This is a genomic window from Nostoc sp. FACHB-152, from assembly GCF_014697475.1.
Taxonomy (GTDB): Bacteria; Cyanobacteriota; Cyanobacteriia; order Cyanobacteriales; family Nostocaceae; genus Nostoc_B.
Window position 1 is genome coordinate 1 of the sequence record NZ_JACJRV010000098.1, and the last position, 20183, is coordinate 20183.

The window sequence follows — 20183 nt, forward strand, 5'->3', positions numbered from 1 at the left end:
AGAAGAGCTTATGGTTTAACTAACTTTGATAATTTTAGAAGAAGAATTCTACTCAATTGGTATTTCTGCTACTAATTTATCATATCTAGTCTGGGAGAGCCATAGTTATTAACACTACACCCCAGTCTACCCTTGACCTGATTTTTTTCGTTAAGTAAGGAATCTTCTAAACTAAAGAACTTGTATTCTGAACCAATCATTATGCACATAATAGCCAATTTGTATAGTGCTTAAGTTCTATTGTTCAAGACGCTAAATCTGATTACAAAAGCTGGAAGAGCAGTTTTAAAAAGATTGTTAACTAACAGCAATATCCATTAAGAAAGTGAATAGAGAGCCACTGCGTTGGGTGGCTCTGCTGACTTGTACTTCTTCCCTACGAGATATCTGGCTCGTATTGTTGGGGTATTGAGAACTCAAAAGGTAGCAAGTGGCATAGTTTTCTCCAGGGCAACTGCCGTTGAATACCTTGTCTAACTCAAGTATGGACTAATTGTTGTTTATATAATAAGTTACGAGTTGCGACCATGCCTGCAATCAAATGCTCCATATCTTCTTGCGTATGGAGGGCGGTAACAGTAATGCGAATCCGGGGTTTGGCTATAAACCAAATTGGAGATACCCAAATACCGTAATTTTCCATAATTTGTCTAGCAAAGATTTTAGGATTAATTTCTGTTGGTAGGATAACTGGAATAACATTGGTTTCGCCAGTAATAACAAAATCTTGTTCAGCTAGACGCGATCGCAAGTAGCGAGTGTTTTCCTGAAGCTGTTTCACCTGTCTTGGAAATTTGCGAACCTGACGGATACTTTCCAAAGCAGCAGCAGTCATTGGTGGCGGCAATGAAATTGTGCCAATTGAAGTCGGAGAAACGTTTAATAATGGTTTCAATTCTGCAACGTGGGTACTAATAGCTGCTCCAGCCGAGGCGGCAAACTTAGAAAAAGTTGTCATAATCAGTGGCACTACACCCCGCTCAATGGCATCAGACGGTAAGATATGAAAGTGTTCGTAAATCCCCCTACCAGTTGCGCCAATTGCTCCGCTAGCGTGAGCCTCATCCATCACTAGTACGCTGCCTTCGTAATTGTGCAGTACGTCGATCATCTCTGGCAATGGTGCAATATCGCCGTCCATAGAGAAGACGGCATCAGAAACCACCATAATGCGATCGCTAGGCTTTGCATGACGATAAAGTTTGCGAGCTAAATCTTCGACATCACAATGACGATACGCTTTGACTCGGACGCGAGGACTATGACCGAACACCTTGCCAGAACGGGTGCCAGCATTGACAACGGCTGAGACAATACAGCCATGATTGAGAACGTCAGTGAGAATCAAAGTCTCACGGGTATTTTGAAATCCTGGCACTGGAATTGCCAAATGACAGAAGGCATCCATCAAGGCTTGCATTGCCATCCAGGCATTCATAAATAGCTGTGTGTGGGGCAAATGCTTAAAAGCTGAAATTTCGTCCTCTAATTGTTGATGTAAGTCAATCCGCCCACTTAAGACTGAGCAAGAACTATTAGATGTTCCATACTTGAGAATGGCATCAATGGCAGCTTGCTTGACAGCTTGTTCTTGAACTAGTCCCAAGACATCATTCGTACAGAAGTTAAGAACTGTTCGACGCTTACCAGTTGCTGCTTCTTGGATCTCAACTAAATTTCCCTGTTTTTGAAGACAAATATACTCATCTGGATCGAGTCCACTAGCGTTCCAGCACTGAACATATTCTTTGATAATTTCCACAAATTTACTTCTCTTACTTTCTCTAAGATGGTCTATCGGCTTTACTATGCAACGCCACTTTAGTAGTGGTATCTCTGCTATCTATTGACTTGAAAGAAAGTATTTGCCAACAGAGTTAGAGCTAGATTGATTTGATTCATGATTTTTATGAGACGGAACTTGACTAGATTTTTGCGTAAATTGCTCATACTGTCCAATAATGACTCGTTGGAGAGCAATTATGGCTGGGTTGATTTCTACATAACGCCGTTGGGGATTAGCAAGATATGTTTGCTGTTCGCTCTCAACCATTTCTATATCTTGAACAAGAAATTTCCGAAACAAGAAACGCCAAATAAAGGATGCTAATAGCGGCCTCAACACCTGGAGTAGCAATTTAGGCAGGCGAAGTTTGAGAAATAGCAGAGAAAAGGAGCGAGTTTCAGTTGGACTAACTGGCAATCGCATCAGGTATAGAGAGGAGACACCCTCAAGCGAGTTGTGATAGTGAGGATAGGAGTATTCGATTGAGATAGTCCGGGTAGTAACTCTATCACCTTGTTCGCTCAACCCTAAAAATTTTGTGAGTGAGCCTTGATAAGAGACTTGATAATCTGCACAAACTGAGGTTTCTGTCACCTGCAAATTTGTCAGAACTGGGTCAAACCAACCTTGTAATTCTTGGTGCAAAAACCCATGAAATACATCTATCGTATTTTCATTACACATGGAAAAATGAGCTTTGAAGTGTGCAGTAATTGGCACTATTAACCAATCAGAATCGGAAAATTCTGGCACTTGAGGCAACTCACTAATAGCAGACAATACCGGATCGCCCGGAAAAATCCAAATCAGGTCGTATTTTTCCTGGATTGGATAACTGCGGACTTGAGCTATGGGAAGTTTTTGCTCTTGAGGTAGGTAGGGAATGCTGACGCACTCACCACTACCATTAAATTCCCAACCATGATAACGACAAGCAAGGTTGCACCCTTGAACTTTGCCTTTGTGCAACGCTACGCCCTTATGGGGACAAGCATCTTCTAAAGCGTGCAAATGACCATTAAGATCGCGGTAAACTGCGATCGCCTGCTGCCAAATGATCACGCTTAGAATCTCACCAACCTTCAGTTTGTTTGCCCAAGCAACTGGATACCAGTAATTGGGATTAATCCCTACTTCTTTGACACGCTTTTGAACTGCCTGACTTTTGAGGGTTGTGGCTAGCTCCATTTGCTTGTACCTCTACTGCTTGTTTGATTTGTGAGAGCGTTGCTTGCTGTAGCCATTTTCAGATGAATTTCTCTAGTTTTGATAAAAATAATTTATGATTTTTTCTTATAACATTTGCAAAATTTTCCTAATTTTTTGCTGGCGATCGCTGCTAAAAATGGCTATTCCTATGCTCAATAAAGTATACGGTAACGCACAAAAAAATCCTAGATAATTACGCCATCTACTCCAAGAAAATACAGCCCTGGAAGTCGGGTAGACGCGCCAGAATCGATTCACTGAACACACCATTTCTGTTCCCAATGCTGTAACTTCATGCCACCAACCAGCAGGAATATAAAGAACTTCCCCCGGATTAAGTATTACTTCATATTTATGTAACAGTGCTTCCTCAAATTTAGGAAATGTTTTTAAATCCGGGTTTTCTGGATAAACTTGACTAAACCAGGAACGTAATTTTAAGCCATAAAGTAAATGTGTATAAATGGGAAATGGATAGACATTATATAATTGAGACGGGGGAAAAAGTAAAATTTTTTTGGAACCATGCAGTTGTATTAGCGTTCCGTCTCCTGTATCGTAGTGTAAAGATTCCACGTGACCCGCCGGGCCAATCCAAAGATTTAAATCGCTAATAGGTTTTTTTAAACCAAGTTGCTCTCCAAAACTTGTTAAAGACTTTGTATTAGCCAAAAGCGTATTTTTAATTGAACACTTAGCTAAATAAATATCATTTTTTTGTGCTTCCTGGTTACGCAACAAATTGGCATAATCTGTAAAGCGGATGGTTTTAGCTTCTACACCACTACCAATACTTTTCCATTTGCGTTTGTCTTGGTTATACCTTTCACGTCCATAAAAGCGGGCAAGAAATTCTTGCTCGCCTAATTTTTGACAAAGATAGTCGAGATTCCAATCACATTCTTGAACTAATCCTGTAACTACAACGGGTATGCCATTTTTTTGATAATAGTCAACAAATTTTTTTGACGTTAAAGATGAAAAACTAATTCGTTCTATTGTTTTAACTGCATCATCTAATTTAGATTCATCCATGAGGCAAAGTCTCTATTGTTTGTCCAAAACTATGCAAATTCTCTGGAAACTTAACTTCATATTTAACTGGCAAATTAACCAGTAAATTCCGGTCTTCGCTAATGTGAGGAAGTTTGAGTTGACACTCTGGCATTCCCTTTTGCAAATAACGTTGTCGGAGGATCGCGAAACTACCAGGAGCTAAAATCCGTAATTGGGGAGGAGGGATTAAATCTCGACGTTCAATTTCGTAGGAAGTGTGAATTTCTTTGAGTTTAGAGTCAAATCTAGTTAGGAAAGTTTGCGGATTGTTGAGTGTATAGCCAGGGGCAAGTTCAATGTTTACCAAATAGTGAGCCGGAAAATTATTTTCAGATAAAGTAATACAAAAATCTTCTAAAACTAAGCTGAAATCTCGTTGCAGTGCTTGCATAACCTGTATTACATGAAATTCAGTAGTCTTTTCTGTTATTGAAGAAAGTAGCCCACCTTGACGGTGACGGAAGACAATCAAAGGAGTTTGTTCGTAAAATCCTAGAACTTCTACAACATCGCCAATATCATAACGATAGAAACCACTGTAGTTGGTTGTCAGGATGCGATAGCGATTTCCTACTTTTACTTCGTTAGCTAATAATGTCTTGGGATGTTCTACTTCCCATTGATCTTCTGGAATAAACTCATAAAAGCCTGATGTAATTGTTAGAATACTGCTATCATCATTGACGTTATGGTAAATGCTAAAAACGCTTTCTGAGGCTGCATATACCGCACCAAATTGAGGGGTATTTCCAAAATAGTGAGGAAATCTCTCAAAATAGAAATTTGACGTTCCTCCACGCGAGGTAGTAACAAACGATAGATTCGGCCAAGCATATTTGGGGGTAAGCTTTCCTTGTGAGTGCAAGATTTCTCGTAATTGAGCAGCTCGCTGAGGATTTGGCGAGCATAGCGGCTCTAATTTTGCCCTGAGTTCTGGTTCCAATTTTAACCAACTAGCGATCGCTCCTTGATCTATGTCTTGGATCAATTCTTCGCTATAAAGCTCTAAATAGCTGCAATTACGCAATATCAGCATCGGAAAACTTGCTGCCATCCCCCGCATAGACTCTTCACGCAAAGCAAATAGCAAACAAAGATAATGACGGGCTAAACTATCAGTTGCCTCTAGAGTCTCATAGGGATGAGCAAATACTTGCTTGAAGAAGAACTTATTCATGTGGAGATCGCCAGAACTAGCTGACCCATACTTAATACCACCACTAGTTGTTCCTAACAATTGCAGCGATTTAGTTAATAATATTTTGCCTAGCTCTAGCCCTCGTGCTGACAGTGCTTCACTTAAAAAGCCAAGACTTGTCAAATGAGCCAACCGTAAATATTTTTGAGTTTGTTTGGTGACTGGAACTAGTTTCTTTTTTCCAGTTGAACCACTAGTTAAGACAATATAAACTACAGGGTCAGTAGTTAAAATGTTGGTTTCACCTTGAGCAATGCGCGTGATGTATGGTTCATAGCTACTGTAAGGCAAAACTGGAATTTGCTCTCGAAATTTATCGATAGTTTTGATATCTTTTAGCCCATATTTCTGACCTAATTCAGTATTTTTATGTGCTAGTAATAAGTTGCGTAAAAATTGCTCTTGCACCGCATTAACTTGACGAGTTTTTCTGACGAAATTTGCTTTGGAATTTCTAGCAGTTGCGGTTAAAAGTGAAAATAATAAACTTGTCATTGAGTTATAAAAGTTATATCTGTTTGGTATAAGAATAATTTATAATTATTCGGTCAAAACTTGAGCGTATTTCGGGAAGTCAAAATTGATTTCAGTCAATAGGGGATCAACTCAAGTAAAGTTTCTAATGTTGAGCGTGGATGCCAGTTGAGTTCATTATGGGCTTTGGCCGCATCTACTCGCACACAACGGTCATAAATATAGTGAACGCGCTCACGGCTAATAGGTGGTTGCCATTTCAAAACGCGTCCTATGGAGTCGAATAAGTTTCCTACAAGTCTAACTAGAGGTTTTGGAACCTCGTAAGGAACTGGAATACCTGTTTTTTGGGAAATTATCTGAAACATTTCGCGGGTTGTGAGATCGCCAGCAGAGATAATATAGTAATCTCCAGATTTACCTTTTTGTGCTGCCAAAATCATGGCCGCAGCTAGGTCATCTACATGGACAATACCAGTAATGCGATCGCCTCCTGCCCACAGCCTTAGTCTGCCTTTCAGAAATTGCCTGATTACTGGAGCAAAATGAGGGTCATCTGCACCAAATATTCCTGAAGGAAGAATGCTGACTACAGGAATGCCATTTTTGGCAAATCGATCTACCAATTGTTGAGCTTGGTATTTAGTGCGATCGTAAGCTGAAGAAAACTCACTCTGTGTTCTAATGAAGGTTTCATTTACGACTTGACCTTTTGTATCGCCAAATATTCCAATAGTGCTACAGTACACTAGTTTGGATACACCAACTGCTTGGGCTACTTCCAACACCGCCCGCGTACCTTCAACATTCACCCGCTCCATTTCTGCCTCATTGACGAGTCCCAACTCTACATAAGCAGCAGTATGAAAAACCTTATCTGCACCAGTCATCGCCGCTCTTAGTGCGATTCGGTCAGTAATATCACCGTAGACTAGTTGGATATTGCAATTAGCTAAACGTGCTAAATTGCTAGACTTTCGCACCAGACCAACAACAGTATGCCCTTGCTTTTGTAGAGCTTGAGCCAAGTGAGAACCTGTAAATCCATTAGCTCCAGTAACTAGTACTTTCATAAAAGTTTTTCATAAATTCGGTAGGTTTTATAAATTTTTGCGCCAGTTGCTTCGATTAATTGGCGAGAAGAAAAATTATCTTCAAAGACCCAAGAAAGTTCAGCACTTTTATAGGGTTTGGCCTTTTGAATTCCACCTTGCATTCCCAAATAAATCAAGGCTAGAGACACCATTTTCCGGCGATACTCTGGTAAAGAACAAATTGCTATAACTCGCGCTTGATTTATGTAGCGGCGATACCAAAGAAACTTAATAATTCCTAACCAGTTGAGTATTCCTTTAACGTATTTGAGGGGAATGTTGTAGTCAGGTAACGCCATAAAAAAGCCAACCATTTCCCCGTTATATTCTGCAACTACAAAAATATCTGGATCTATCAAATCCTTCAGGTCTTTAGCTTCTTCCATAAATTCTGTCTCGGTTCGTGGAGTAGAACTCCAGTTATTAGCAAAAGCACGATTAAAAAGGTGATAAATTTTTTTGGCATCTTGCTCAAATCCGTCACCTTTTGTCTGGATGGAGCGGAAGCTAACACCAGATTTACAAGCAATCCGATAAGCTTTCTCAAATTCTGGTGGTAGAGGTTTATCTAAAAGTAAATTATAGGCATAACTATCCTTAGCTTTATGCCAACCATCCCGTTCCATCAACTCTGGATAATAAGGTGGGTTATAGGGCATCATCACCATTGGTGAAGAGTCAAATCCATCGACTAAAAATAGGCAGTTATTGTGAGTAGACAGATCGATTGGGCCTCTGACTACAGTCATTCCTTGCTCTCGCAGCCACTTACAAGCAGCATCTAGCAAAGCTTGGGCAATAGTAAAATCGCTAACGCATTCAAAAAAGCCAAACAGACCAACATTTTGGTTTTCACGATTGATTAAGCGTTGATTAATTGCAGCAACAATGCGTCCAACGGCCTGAGAACCGTTAATTTCTCTTGAGACAGCAATAAACTGTTGTAACTTCCCGTACTCAAAGAAAGTATTATGAGGTGAAAACTGCTTTGCAACATTGCTGCGAAGAGGTGATATCCAGTAAGGATCGTTGGCGTATACCTTGGCTGGAACATCAAGAAACATTTCGTTATCGATTGTGGTTGTGACTGCCCGGATGTCGAAGTTTGATGTTTTAGTTATTCGCATTGAGTTAATTTAATTTCTTAAATATCAAACTACCACTTTTAATCCAAATTTGTTTATATTTAGTAAATTTAATTATTAGTTCAAAGCAAATATTAAAAGTCCTTTTCGTCTACAACTAATTAATCTGATTCACTATAAACTTCTACGCCATTGTTTGGTCTTAAAGTAAGTGATAATTGAGGTAAAATAGGAAAGTTTGACACAGGAGTTAACTGAAATTTTTGGGCTATTGTTGCGAGTAACCAAGTACAGCAAGGGGGGGATGTCTTCAACTGTGAGAGAGTTTTTTCTCACCGACTTACTTAATTACATCAAACTATGTTATGAGATAACTATATCAAAACTGAATACTGCGGCGGCAATTTACCACCATTTCAATTGTAAATAACTCCGTTCAGGTTGATTAAGCTCTTCTGGTGTCAGCCATTCTAAAGGCTTATATGTGCCGAAAATTCTATCCCACCAGTCTACAGCTAAACCAAAGTTGTGATGCCACATTCCATACTTGTGATGTACATAGTGAACTGGCATTTTCATCCAAAAGCATTTAGTTGGGTTTTCATGCTGTAATTGATGAGCATAGGCTGAAAAAGCAGCATAAGTAAATCCGCCAAAAAACCAGCCAAATCCTGCTTCCCAGGAAAGGAAGAACATTAAAACCATCACTATCAAACTGCCTCTAACATAGTCTCGAAATTCCCATAAAACACCCTGCCCTTCATTACGACGGTGATGATCACGGTGACGTTCACCGATTAGCTGCGAAACGTGCATTAAACGATGTAGCCAATATTCAACTAAACTTGCAAATACAAATGCAAGTGCAAAACATCCAATCGCTACAGAAAGCTTTGCTAAAAAAAGCACTAATCTTTCTCCTAGTAGTTTTTAAGTTTAATCACTATTTACAACTATTGCTATAAGTAGGTTGGTGCAATTAAAGATCACTAGCAAAGGCTGTCATTAGTCATTTGTCAAGACTTTAAACATACTTATTCGTAACATATTTTGGTTTATGTCTATCGGCTTACTTAATATTTAGATAATAATTTGTTCATTTTGTAACAATTTTCTAAACAATGCAAGGATAGTTAAGACATTTAAGAAAGTCAGAAACAAAATATGTAATTAGTCTTTTTTGTCCCAGAACCAAGACGTATCAAACGGTTTCTTCAAGCAAAGCCATCCGTAAATACTTGCTAAGATTCAGAATTTAAATGCAGGTGTCGGATAAATTTTGAGATTACTACGTGGTAGTGGTGATTCGCAGACTTAGTTTCAGGTTCAGTAATCGTTCACTGATAATTGTTCAAAATTGTAACTAACCACCGTAAATTCTTTTCTCATAACCTGTCCATTCTTTCTCCCGTAACAGATACTTTTGAATTTTACCAGTGCTAGTTTTTGGTAGAGTAGTAAACTCAATCGTTGTCGGGCATTTAAAGGCAGCAATTTGATGGCGACAAAATTGAATTAATTCTTGTTCTGTAACTTGTGCATTTTCTTTAAGGGTAACAAAGGCTTTTGGCACTTCTCCACGCTTGGCATGAGGCACAGCAATAACTGCACACTCCAAGACCGCTTGATGACGATAAAGACATTGTTCAACTTCAATACTGGAGACATTTTCGCCATTGGTAATAATAATATCTTTCATGCGATCGCGCACCTCAATATAACCGTCAGGGTGCATAACTGCTAAATCACCACTATGAAACCATCCGCCACGAAATGCCCTTTGGGTTGCTTCTAGGTCATTATAATATCCTGTCATTACCATATTGCCGCGCATCACCACCTCCCCCATTGTTTCTCCATTCGCCGGAACATCATTCATATATAGATCTACAACTCGCAAACCATCGGCACTGATATAAGGTACGCCTTGACGTGCAATTAGTTTGGCGCGGTTTTCGATGTTCAAATCATTCCAATGTGATTGATATTCGCAAACTGTGTACGGGCCATAAACTTCTGTCAAACCGTAAACATGAATAATTTTTGCGCCAATTTTCGTAATTTTTTCAATCAATGTTGGCGATGGTGGTGCGCCTGCTGTAGTGATAGTTAGAGGTTTTTCTAATAACTGCGGACAGTCTGGATGATTCACCAGAGAAATTAAAATTACAGGCGCAGCATTTAAATGAGTTACTCCTTGTTGTTGAATTAACTTCCAGATATTACCAGGGTTAAACTTACGTAAACAAAGATGAGTACCGCCAATGGCTGTGACAGCCCAAGTAAAACACCAACCATTACAGTGAAACATGGGCAAAGTCCACAGATAAACTGACTCAGATGTTAATGTTGTCTCAATGATTTCGCCTAAACAGTTAAGATATGCGCCACGATGAGAGTACATTACACCTTTGGGTTTGCCAGAAGTTCCACTAGTGTAATTAATAGAAATCGTCTCCATTTCATCTGTAATCTTCCACGGCAAAGGAGTCGGTTCACCAGTTTGAAGAAATGCTTCATAATCTTCTCCATCTATAGGCAAAAATCCTTCAACGTCATTGATATTGATGATATGTTTAACCGTTTCTAAACTATTTTGAACAGGTCGAATTATATTGGCTAACTCTGTATCAACAAAGAGGAATTTAGCACCGCAATCATTCAAGATATAAGCAACTTCTTGAGAAACTAAACGCGTATTAATGGATACTAGAACACCACCAGCTAAAGGCACTGCAAAATGGGCTTCTAGCATTGGGGGAATATTAAAACAAAAAAAAGCGACGCGATCGCCTTTTTCAAGTCCTGCTTGACACAGTGCAGAGGCTAAACAGTTTATCCGTTGGGCAAATTCGCTGTAGGTATAAGATTTTTGATTATATGTAATAGCAACTTTGTGACTATAGACTTTAGCATTACGCTGAATAAAAGTTAGAGGTGTGAGAATGCTACGCTCAACTGCTTCCGGATTCATGGTTAATAACAAGTGACTATTTACTGCATGAGCATATCATACGCTTATACGCATAATGATTCTGTTTCTCCAGTCTTATACCAATTTAATGTTGCTGTCAGTCCTGAGAGATTAGGTTGTTCTCTCATGATCTCAAAGAGCTAATCCTGAAACAATAAGAATAGATACTCAAGCCATATAACAATTATGAGTCAACTTCCCAACACTCTTGAAGAAGCGATCGCCCAATCCCGTGAGGCTACCAAAGCAGCATTGGCAGATGGTTATACTCGTCTGCAAGTTGAGTTGCTATTCCCTGAACTCAAACTTATGCCCATAGCAGAAGAATTTCTCCCCATATTTGCCCAATATGAGTCGCGGTTAAAAGTTTTCTTTGCCGATGCGGGTGCTTCTGCTTTAGCGCGTCGCGATTGGGTAGATGCGCCATTTCAAATTTTTGATATTGGTACAGGTAGGGCTGCTTCTATTCAGTCGAAAATTCAGCCAGAAGATGAAATTGCTTTCTTTGTTGCCCCCTCTGCTGTAGAATTGCCCCAATTAGAAAAAATTTGTGAAATCCTGGGCGAGCGTCCATTTGTCATGTTAAACCCACGCCTAGAAGATTCTGGTACTATAGGCATTGGTTATGCTGGTAGACAAGCGCGCGATCGCTTCATCAGCACTATTGAATCTTGCTACTATCTGCGTCCGGTAGATGATGACACTGCGGTATTTCGTTGCTATCCCGGACAGTGGGAAATTTGGTTACAAAAAGCCGAGAACTGGGAAAAAGTTGTCGAGTTAGCCAAAAAACCATCAAGCGATGATATAGATTACATCCTCTCCCAGGGACAACCGCAGACATCAACTGACGCTACACCAGCGAAGAAGCCTAATGTGTTTAAGAGTTTGCAACGCTTTATTAAAGCGTTGAGTAGTTAAAAGAAAGTTCTGCTTAATGAGAGGGGCATTTTAGGTCAAAAATAGGGTGTGGGGGGTGGCTGAGTGGGAAGACGGTGATGTCAGGTTCTTGTATCCCCTACCAACACAATTGCCCTAAAGGACAGGGCTTGTAACGAAGGTGGTTGTTGGGGCTGTATTTCCCCTACACCCCACACCCCACACCCTACACCCCGCCCCAACGGGGCTATTCTGGTACTCCTCCAGATAAGCTTCGCTGAAAGAGTAGAGCATTAAAAGAGTTTTAAACACTGCTTGACTGTCTCAAGTACAGATTGAGCAAGACTGTCTAATTCATACCCGCCCTCCAAACCGAAAAGAACTCGCGGTGTAATCTTGAGACAATAATCAGTCAGTATGGCGTAATCTTGGGGCTGTAAATTAATTTTAGAAAGTAAATCTGCTTGGTTTGCATCGTATCCTGCACTAACAATCAGAATATCTGGCTGGAAATTTTGGAAAAATCCTAATACCTTCTGCTCAAATAACTGGCAGTAATCTTGTATTAAGCTACCAGGAGTAATAGGAAGATTCAAGACATTATTAAATTTGCCATGTTCATCAGATTTTCCTGTGTGTGGATAGCCTGGAGATTGATGAATTGAACAAAAAGCAATATGAGGATTATTTTCTACAGATGCCTGCGTTCCGTTACCATGATGTACATCCCAATCCAAAATTCCCACTCGCTTGATTTGTCCTTTTGAGAGAGCATAAAGGGCTGCGATGGCTGGATTACAGAAAATGCAAAATCCCATCCCTTGATCTTTGAGCGCATGGTGTCCTGGTGGTCTAGCTAAAACAAAACTCGGTCTTCCCATCTGCCAAACGTGATCAACCCCATCTAACCAAGCATTCACAGCAAGGCAGGCAACCTCAAAGCTGTGAGGGGAAATCTGCGTTGACTCAAAACAACCCCAGCCTCTAATAGAATAGGCGCGAACTGAGTCAATATACTCGCTGGAATGAACTCGTTCAATCTCTGAAATTACATTTCTAGCCATGTCAGGATTTAACCATTGGATTTGGTCTATTACTGTTGATTTTCTTAAAATCTCCACAATTGCCGTCAGCCGTTCTGGCTGCTCAGGATGCATATACCCTGTTTCATGTTGAAGAAAATTCTCTGAGTAGATGATGGATATCATTGAGTTAGCAAATTTATGACTAATTTAGGCATGGACTTGGGTAGACATCAGATAAAACCATAACTATTGAGTCATGATTACAATATTGAGCTTTCCCCAACAGTGATTTTTTCTAACAATCTCTCAGCCATTTACTATTGAAGCTTGTATATTTTCTGTTTAAAAATTCTTTTCAAAATTGCCAAATACGAACTTAATGGCGATCGCATTGGCGTTTGAGGCAGGATTACAGGTAGTCACTTAGCATTGATTCTTGATGCTTGGTGTAAGCATTGAAACGATTGATGGCGTGCCGCAGGATGGAAATACCAGTGCCAGAAGAACATCTTTCTGGTGAGGAATGCACAAAAACACAGCTTTAAATTACTTATTTCTATTTAAAAAAGCAACTATTAATAAATTTATTTTAATCATTATATAACCTGTTGTTAATCATCTTTATTTAGATTTAAGACGTTCTATAAAACCTCTAATAGTTAGAAGTAGTGCAAGTCAAAATTGGCTTGTCATTTGCTGTGGGTTATTAATTGTTGAAGATGCAAATACTCAAAATAAATCTGAACAAATTATGTGAATCTGTAGAGCTTTTATTGACTAAATTGCTCCTGACCTTAACAGATGAATAGCAACTTGTAGAATTTTAATGGAGTAACGTAGGATGAAAGGTTCTCTTCACCCCAAGAATAATGTCACACTCAACCCATCAGGCAATGAGTCAATTCGTGATGTGATTGGCCGCGTCAGCGTGAGTCGTCGGCGGTTCATCGTGACTGCGGCGAGTGCGTCGGCTCTTACTGTAGTGGGCGAGGTTTCTATTGGCGGTTTTCTTCGCAGTGTCGAGGCTGCACCAATTCCTGCCAAACCTGGTTTCGGTGGTATTGGCTTTAAGAGTATTCCACCAAACCTAAATAAACCAGGTACAGAAGTCCTCGAAAAGGATCTTGTGAGTGTTCCTAAAGGTTACAAAGCCGAAGTCTTAGTTGCTTGGGGCGACCCAATCATACCCGGCGCACCTAACTGGCTACCCAATGCTTCACAGGATGCTGCGGCACAAGAAAAGCAGTATGGTATGCATAATGATGGGATGCACTACTTCTCGCTACCGCCAGAACGTGTAATTGGTCGGTCAGTCAGTTCTCTAGCAAGGTCGTTTAGAAGCTTTTTAGGTCTGCCCCAAAATAGTGGGTTACTGTGTGTCAATCACGAATATACCGATGAAGAAATTCTTCATCCTGATGGCCTTGAAAACTCAGTCACTATCGAGAAGGTGCGGAAGTCTCAAGCTGCTCATGGTGTATCGGTTGTAGAGATATCGAAAACTGGCAATAAGTGGAGTGTTAATCGCAATTCGTCTTATGGCCGACGCATTACAGCTAATACTGAAATTCGAGTTTCTGGGCCTGCGGCTGGTAGTCCACTTTTGAAATCCAAAAAGTTCTCAATTACGCCGAAAGCTTCAATTGATACTGGAAATGTGAATGACGGCTACACCGCATACGGTACCCTCAACAACTGCGCCAATGGTTACACACCTTGGGGTACTTATTTAACCTGTGAAGAAAACTGGAACGGTTATTTTAATAACTCCACGGGAGATGTAGTTTCAATTCCCGGTATCGATAAGTCTGATGTTCTCAACGGACAGAAACGTTACGGTATTCCGACATCAGGGTCTAGCTATCGCTGGCCTGAGGTCGATCCACGCTTTGATGCTGCTACAAATCCGCTAGAATCTCATTTGTTTGGCTGGGTAGTCGAGATTGACCCATATAATCCTCAACGCAAACCAGTAAAACGTACTGCTTTAGGTCGCTTCAAGCACGAAAGCGCGCAATATGTTGTTGATGACAATAACCGTGTTGCTTTCTATATGGGTGATGATGAACGCAACGAGTATATCTACAAGTTCGTTTGCACTCAACCTTTCAACCCGAAAAATCGTGATGCTAACCGCGATTTGCTCGATAACGGTACTCTATACGTTGCTAAGTTCAAGGATGACGGTACTGGTGAGTGGATTCCTCTAATTTATGGTCAACGTGGTCTGACACCAGCAAATGGTTTCAGGAATCAAGCTGAGGTACTTATCAAGACTCGACAAGCAGCAGATCGAGTTGGTGCAACGATGATGGACAGACCAGAGTGGACTGCGGTGCGTCCTCGAATAGGCGGATTTAAGGAGATTGAAGTCTACTGCACATTGACTAACAACAATCGTCGCGGGACAGAACCCGCTTCTTCCAACAGTCCAGATGGGACAACCGGTGCCGCTACTGCGCGTCCTCCTGTTGATGCTGCTAACCCGCGCGAAGATAACCGTTACGGTCACATCATCCGTTGGCGTGAGGTTGGACGCACGGTTACAGCTACGAAATTCAGTTGGGACATTTTCGTTGAGTGTGGCGACAGTACCAGAACAGAATCCAATCTTGTTGGCAATATTAATGGCGATGACTTCGGTGCGCCAGATGGTCTATGGTTCGATGATTTCGGTCGCCTCTGGATACAGACTGACCAAGCGGGTGATGGTCTTGGCGATTGGCAAAATATCGGCGGTAATGTGATGATGTGTGCTGACCCCAACACTAAACAAATTCGCCGCTTCTTAACTAGCCCAACAAACTGCGAGGTGACTGGTATAACTTCCACACCCGATGGCAAAACCATGTTCATCAATATTCAGCACCCAGGTGAGGATGCACCAGCCTCGAATCCAACCCAATTTAGCAATTGGCCTCATAGTCAAGGTTATGGCCCCTCTGGTCGCCCACGTTCTGCAACGGTGGTGATTACACGCGAAGATGGTGGTGTGATTGGGGGTTTGTAATTTAATATTGCGCTACCGATAACCTATGCAGAGAGACGTTGCAATACAACGTCTCTTTATCTTTATGATTTTTTCTTACGGTTCAGCCATAAACCTAGAGTACCAACGATCGCTACACCACCAAGGCTTAAAGGTTCGGGTACTTTGGTGTAAGTTACTGTACCTATTGCTATTGCCGATATTGCTCCATCAATATCTTGAATGCTATAAAATCTATTTCCGCCTATGTCTGGAGTATTTTCATCGCTCCCAATCAAAAACTGATCTGAAACTAAATAGCTAAGTCCTAAAAGGTTGCCATTGTTAAAGGTGATTATAGGAAATTTGTCATAAGCATCATCATCCAACTCGGTATAGTTATTACCTAAATAATTGAAGGCTAATTTTAATCCATCCTCAACTCCTATATCTTCGATACCTACATTAGTTAAGGTTGAGTCATCAAAGCTCAAAGAACCAAAATATTCGCCTGGATTTTTACCTAATGTAGTAGTTGCTTTGAAGTCATATTTAAGTAAGGCGGCTTGTGCTGGCTTAACACCAATAGCAGCAACTGAGATAGCAGCAATGCTAGTAATAACTAAATTTTTAGCTAATTTCATCAGAAAATATTCCCAAGCTGATAAGTAAATCATTAACTAATCCACTTAATAGCTTTTTCAGCAGTTATCAAGGGTTAAGGAATATATAATGACAGGTTAAGCAAAAAGACATTTACCTTTTTATGACCTAGTATCTAGCCACTGCAAAATATTATCCCGACTCGTTGCCAAGCCTTTATAAACTAGTGAATCTGGTGTCATAGACTCAACAGCAGCATACAATTTAGACCGTAAAACTTGGTCTTGTTTGATTACACTACAATCTCGAAAATAAGTACGAATAGTAAATAGTGCTGCGTCATATTCTGGTAAACCCCAAATTACTTGGCGTTCAATACGCAGGTAGAGTCTGGGGTGCTGTAAGTCAAAGTCTCGCCCTTGCCATTGGCTGGCTGTTACGCCGGGTGGTGGTTCGGGGTGGTGATTGAGGCGGGTGTCGGTACTTAAACCCCAAGCAAAGCGCACCATCGGTTTTTGCGAAATCATTGTGTTTACGATCGCATTTGCCCGACGATTGATTTTCTCGATTCCGGCTACCGGTGCGTGGATTGTAGCAAAATCTGCACCAATTTTTGCCTCGACTGACCAATGGTTGGGATAGCACAGATGTATAGCACTCAACCAATTACTCCCGTCAGGGCGACGACAGATAACTGTCAGGTCTTCTTGTATCTGTGCGGCTAAAGCATCAAGGGTAGAAGTATAAGCTGGAAAAACTGGGTTACTCTGCGTTTCTACTTGCTGTAATTGCCAGTCAGAACCGAGATATAGAGTTTCTTGTGTTAGCTGGCTGTGGAATTTGTGGATGTTATTTGTTTTTTGATAATCAAAATATTGCGGATGTTCTTGAATCAGACGCTGAATTATGAAATGGGCGATCGCGCCAGCTAATCCTGGAGAATAATGATCAGTCTGGTAGTATTTACTCAACCGTTCACTACGAGCTAAAAGTTTAGCTTGGCGATAGTCAGGATAATTATGATCAATCTGAAATACTTGGCTATCTGCTGTTTGGTTTCCTAAATAGGAACCAAAAGACATCATTCCTGGCTTAACCTCGTAGCGTCCGTTAATGAGGGGAAAATAAACAGCTGCACCATTAGTGGTTTCAACTGTCTTAACTTCTGCAAATAAGTTATCTAAAGGTATAGGTGCTGTTATGTGTTTTTGCATAACTGTTATTCACCTCATTTGTGATGAAGAATCACCAATGACTAAATCAGCCAAAAGTTACCCATGAGGAGTTGTGCAAATTTAATTTAGCTCAGGCAATTTAACTATTAACTGTTGACTGTTGACTAATTTCATTCCACCCGTGCATAGATGCAACACCTTTAGCTATAAATTCTATCAGTGCTGGCGGTGCGGTTGATATTAAAACACTTGGATAAACGGCTTTACCCCAAGTAGGATGAACTAAAACACAGCATTTATTTTTTTTGACTGGATAGTTGAGTAAGGCTTTCACCACTGCTGTATCATTGTGAGGCATTGCGCCAGGACGAGACAGTAAAGGATAGCCTGTGCGCGGATCAATTAGGTCGGTGAGATAGCCGCGATCGCGTAAACTAAAGGCTAAATCACAACCAAACCGCATAAACTTTTCCCGCAGTCGTTGTTTTTCAATTTCTATTTCTGGTGTACTTTTTACTAATTCATATTGCGATCGCTGCAAGACAATGACCACCCAAAAAACCGGTTCTTCTTTCCAATCTGGTAATATCTGTTCGCAGTTGGCACAGATATATTGGCTTGGTGCATGAATTGAAATTTGTACTGCTTGTCCCGGATCGCCAACTAAATTTATGGGACTACTTTGTGCGGAAATGGAAATGCTGGGATAGTTCACTGCATTGATTTGGTGTTTTTCAAGTTGTTAATTTATTCCTTGCGATCGATGATAACTCTTAAAACTTTATAAAAATCATCAATTTTCTATAATGATTGAGATTTTTTGCATTTTATTTTGGTTAACTGTAAATTTTTAATCTGATTTTGATTATTTATTAACCTGAATTAATTTATTTATCTGGTGTTAACCTTTTGAGGCTGCAATCTCAATCTGTAAACACAAGCCACTGCTAGGGAAGCTCATACCGTGTTCCCTAACCGCAACGCACCTATATTTGTATAACTGTAATTGCAGAGTGTGGTGCAAAGATGGCAAAGAGTACTTTCAGACTAGTGATATTTATTGGAGAAGTTGCCCTAACAGAGTTAGGACAACTTCTGGTACACCCCTTGCACAATACAAACAATATCAGTATTCACTACAATTTGTATGCCAATTTGGCAAAAATCTACAATTAAGGGTGTAAGGATGTTGGTGTTCAAAACCTATGAACCCTATACCCTTACACCCCTTCACCCAGTTTCAAAGGATAGTCTCAGTACGTAAGAGTTTCACGCTGAGTACGTAAAACAGTCTTGACAGTGCTGCGTAAAATACTACGCCCTACGCCTTAGCCTCTCGCCTCTAGTCTTTTTATGCCCAGTTTCCTAAGCTATGGTCACATCTGGCGATAAATAAACATCTTGAATGGCGTGAAATAGTTTTACTCCTTCCTCAAAGGGACGTTGAAAAGCCTTGCGTCCCGAAATTAAGCCTGTACCACCAGCCCGTTTGTTAATGACGGCTGTACGAACTGCTTCAGCAAAATCACTTTTACCTGATGCACCGCCAGAATTGATTAACCCCGCCCGCCCAGCGTAGCAATTCAGCACTTGATAACGAGTTAAATCGATTGGGTGATCAGTTGTTAATTCTGTGTAAACTCGCTCATGAGTTTTGCCGTAACTTTTACCTGTGGCTTTGGCAACTGCACCATAACCATTATTACATTCGGGTAGCTTTTGTTTAATAATATCGGCTTCAATTGTCACGCCTAAATGATTAGCTTGCCCAGTTAAATCAGCAGCAACGTGATAATCTTTGTCTTGTTTGAAAGCGTTATTACGCAAATAGCACCAAAGAATTGTAGCCATGCCCAATTCGTGGGCGCGTTTAAAAGCATGGCTAATTTCTTGAATTTGTCTGGTTGATTGTTCAGAACCAAAGTAAATTGTTGCGCCTACTGCAACTGCACCTAAATTCCAAGCTTGTTCGACACTCGCAAACAATATTTGATCAAATTGGTTGGGAAAAGTTAATAATTCATTGTGATTGATTTTGGCAATAAAAGGAATTTTATGGGCATATTTGCGTGAAACACTACCCAATACACCTAAGGTTGTAGCAACAGCATTACATTCACCAGCTATTGCTAATTTGATAATATTTTCTGGATCAAAGTAAATGGGATTGGGTGCAAAAGATGCTCCGGCTGAGTGTTCAATTCCTTGGTCAACAGGCAGAATTGAGAGATATCCTGTGTTGGCTAGGCGACCTGTAGAATAAATTTGTTGCAGATTTCGCAATACTTGAGGATTGCGATCGCTATTCAGCCAGACTCTATCTATAAAGTCTGGCCCTGGTAAATGCAATAAATCTTGAGAAACTTTTGCTTTGTAAGTTAGCAAATCTTCCGCTTCTTTACCCAACCATGATTCGATAGAATTAGCCTCTACCAATGTAGTAGCCATATTATTTTCCTCAGATTTTGCCTTTACGATAGCATTTTGTCATCTTAGACATCAGGATATTTGCTACCTCAAGGAAAATCAATTACTATATAATTTACTAATAAAAATGGCTCTCCCAGACTAGATATGATAAATTAGTAGCAGAAATACCAATTGAGTAGAATTCTTCTTCTAAAATTATCAAAGTTAGTTAAACCATAAGCTCTTCT

15 protein-coding genes are annotated in these 20183 nt (G+C 40.3%); 2 read left to right on the plus strand and 13 right to left on the minus strand.

Features of this window, described 5'->3' with window-relative positions; genetic code table 11:
* Positions 1–478: 478 nt before the first annotated feature.
* The 8 genes from H6G76_RS32245 to H6G76_RS32280 all read right to left on the minus strand — a co-directional run bounded on the left by H6G76_RS32245 (position 479) and on the right by H6G76_RS32280 (position 10876).
* Positions 479–1762, minus strand: coding sequence for an aminotransferase class I/II-fold pyridoxal phosphate-dependent enzyme (locus tag H6G76_RS32245; RefSeq protein WP_190709986.1), 1284 nt, complete (start codon positions 1760–1762; stop codon positions 479–481).
* A gap of 81 nt (positions 1763–1843) precedes the next feature.
* Positions 1844–2974, minus strand: coding sequence for an aromatic ring-hydroxylating dioxygenase subunit alpha (locus H6G76_RS32250; protein ID WP_190709988.1), 1131 nt, complete (start codon positions 2972–2974; stop codon positions 1844–1846).
* Positions 2975–3079: 105 nt separating this feature from the next.
* Complete coding sequence (locus H6G76_RS32255; RefSeq protein WP_190709990.1) at positions 3080–4030, minus strand: cupin-like domain-containing protein; 951 nt, start codon at positions 4028–4030, stop codon at positions 3080–3082.
* Positions 4023–5744, minus strand: coding sequence for a GH3 auxin-responsive promoter family protein (locus H6G76_RS32260; RefSeq protein ID WP_190709993.1), 1722 nt, complete (start codon positions 5742–5744; stop codon positions 4023–4025). The genes H6G76_RS32255 and H6G76_RS32260 overlap by 8 nt, the downstream gene beginning before the upstream one ends.
* 95 nt (positions 5745–5839) lie before the next feature.
* Positions 5840–6796 (minus strand): NAD-dependent epimerase/dehydratase family protein, encoded by a 957-nt coding sequence (locus tag H6G76_RS32265; RefSeq protein ID WP_190709995.1) that lies wholly within the window; start codon positions 6794–6796, stop codon positions 5840–5842.
* The gene (locus tag H6G76_RS32270) at positions 6793–7944 is read right to left on the minus strand and encodes a GNAT family N-acetyltransferase (protein ID WP_190709998.1); all 1152 of its coding nucleotides are present in this window, start codon (positions 7942–7944) and stop codon (positions 6793–6795) included. Before H6G76_RS32270 ends, H6G76_RS32265 begins: the two co-directional genes overlap by 4 nt.
* A gap of 363 nt (positions 7945–8307) precedes the next feature.
* Positions 8308–8811 (minus strand): sterol desaturase family protein, encoded by a 504-nt coding sequence (locus tag H6G76_RS32275; RefSeq protein ID WP_190709999.1) that lies wholly within the window; start codon positions 8809–8811, stop codon positions 8308–8310.
* Between the two features lie 454 nt (positions 8812–9265).
* Complete coding sequence (locus H6G76_RS32280) at positions 9266–10876, minus strand: long-chain-fatty-acid--CoA ligase (RefSeq protein ID WP_190710001.1); 1611 nt, start codon at positions 10874–10876, stop codon at positions 9266–9268.
* Positions 10877–11062: 186 nt separating this feature from the next.
* Here H6G76_RS32280 and H6G76_RS32285 point away from each other — a divergent pair, with 186 nt between their 5' ends.
* On the plus strand, positions 11063–11797 hold the full coding sequence (locus H6G76_RS32285; protein WP_190710002.1) for a DUF1995 family protein: 735 nt from the start codon (positions 11063–11065) through the stop codon (positions 11795–11797).
* Between the two features lie 251 nt (positions 11798–12048).
* Here the strand turns inward: H6G76_RS32285 and H6G76_RS32290 are convergent, their stop codons facing one another.
* Positions 12049–12963, minus strand: coding sequence for a histone deacetylase (locus H6G76_RS32290; protein WP_190710004.1), 915 nt, complete (start codon positions 12961–12963; stop codon positions 12049–12051).
* A 658-nt stretch (positions 12964–13621) separates the two neighbouring features.
* On the opposite strand from H6G76_RS32290, the gene H6G76_RS32295 reads away from it, so the two are divergent.
* On the plus strand, positions 13622–15790 hold the full coding sequence (locus H6G76_RS32295; protein ID WP_190710006.1) for a PhoX family phosphatase: 2169 nt from the start codon (positions 13622–13624) through the stop codon (positions 15788–15790).
* Between the two features lie 62 nt (positions 15791–15852).
* Here the strand turns inward: H6G76_RS32295 and H6G76_RS32300 are convergent, their stop codons facing one another.
* The 4 genes from H6G76_RS32300 to H6G76_RS32315 all read right to left on the minus strand — a co-directional run bounded on the left by H6G76_RS32300 (position 15853) and on the right by H6G76_RS32315 (position 19974).
* Entirely contained in the window at positions 15853–16425 is a 573-nt protein-coding gene (locus H6G76_RS32300; protein WP_242056617.1) for a PEP-CTERM sorting domain-containing protein, read from the minus strand.
* Between the two features lie 87 nt (positions 16426–16512).
* Entirely contained in the window at positions 16513–17565 is a 1053-nt protein-coding gene (locus tag H6G76_RS32305; RefSeq protein WP_190710008.1) for a DUF3445 domain-containing protein, read from the minus strand.
* Positions 17566–17665: 100 nt separating this feature from the next.
* Positions 17666–18241, minus strand: a complete 576-nt coding sequence (locus H6G76_RS32310) for a methylmalonic aciduria and homocystinuria type D protein (protein ID WP_190710009.1) — start codon at positions 18239–18241, stop codon at positions 17666–17668.
* 650 nt (positions 18242–18891) lie between these two features.
* A complete protein-coding gene (locus H6G76_RS32315; RefSeq protein WP_190710012.1) occupies positions 18892–19974 on the minus strand; it encodes a class I fructose-bisphosphate aldolase in 1083 nt (360 codons plus the stop codon).
* Positions 19975–20183 lie beyond the last annotated feature (209 nt).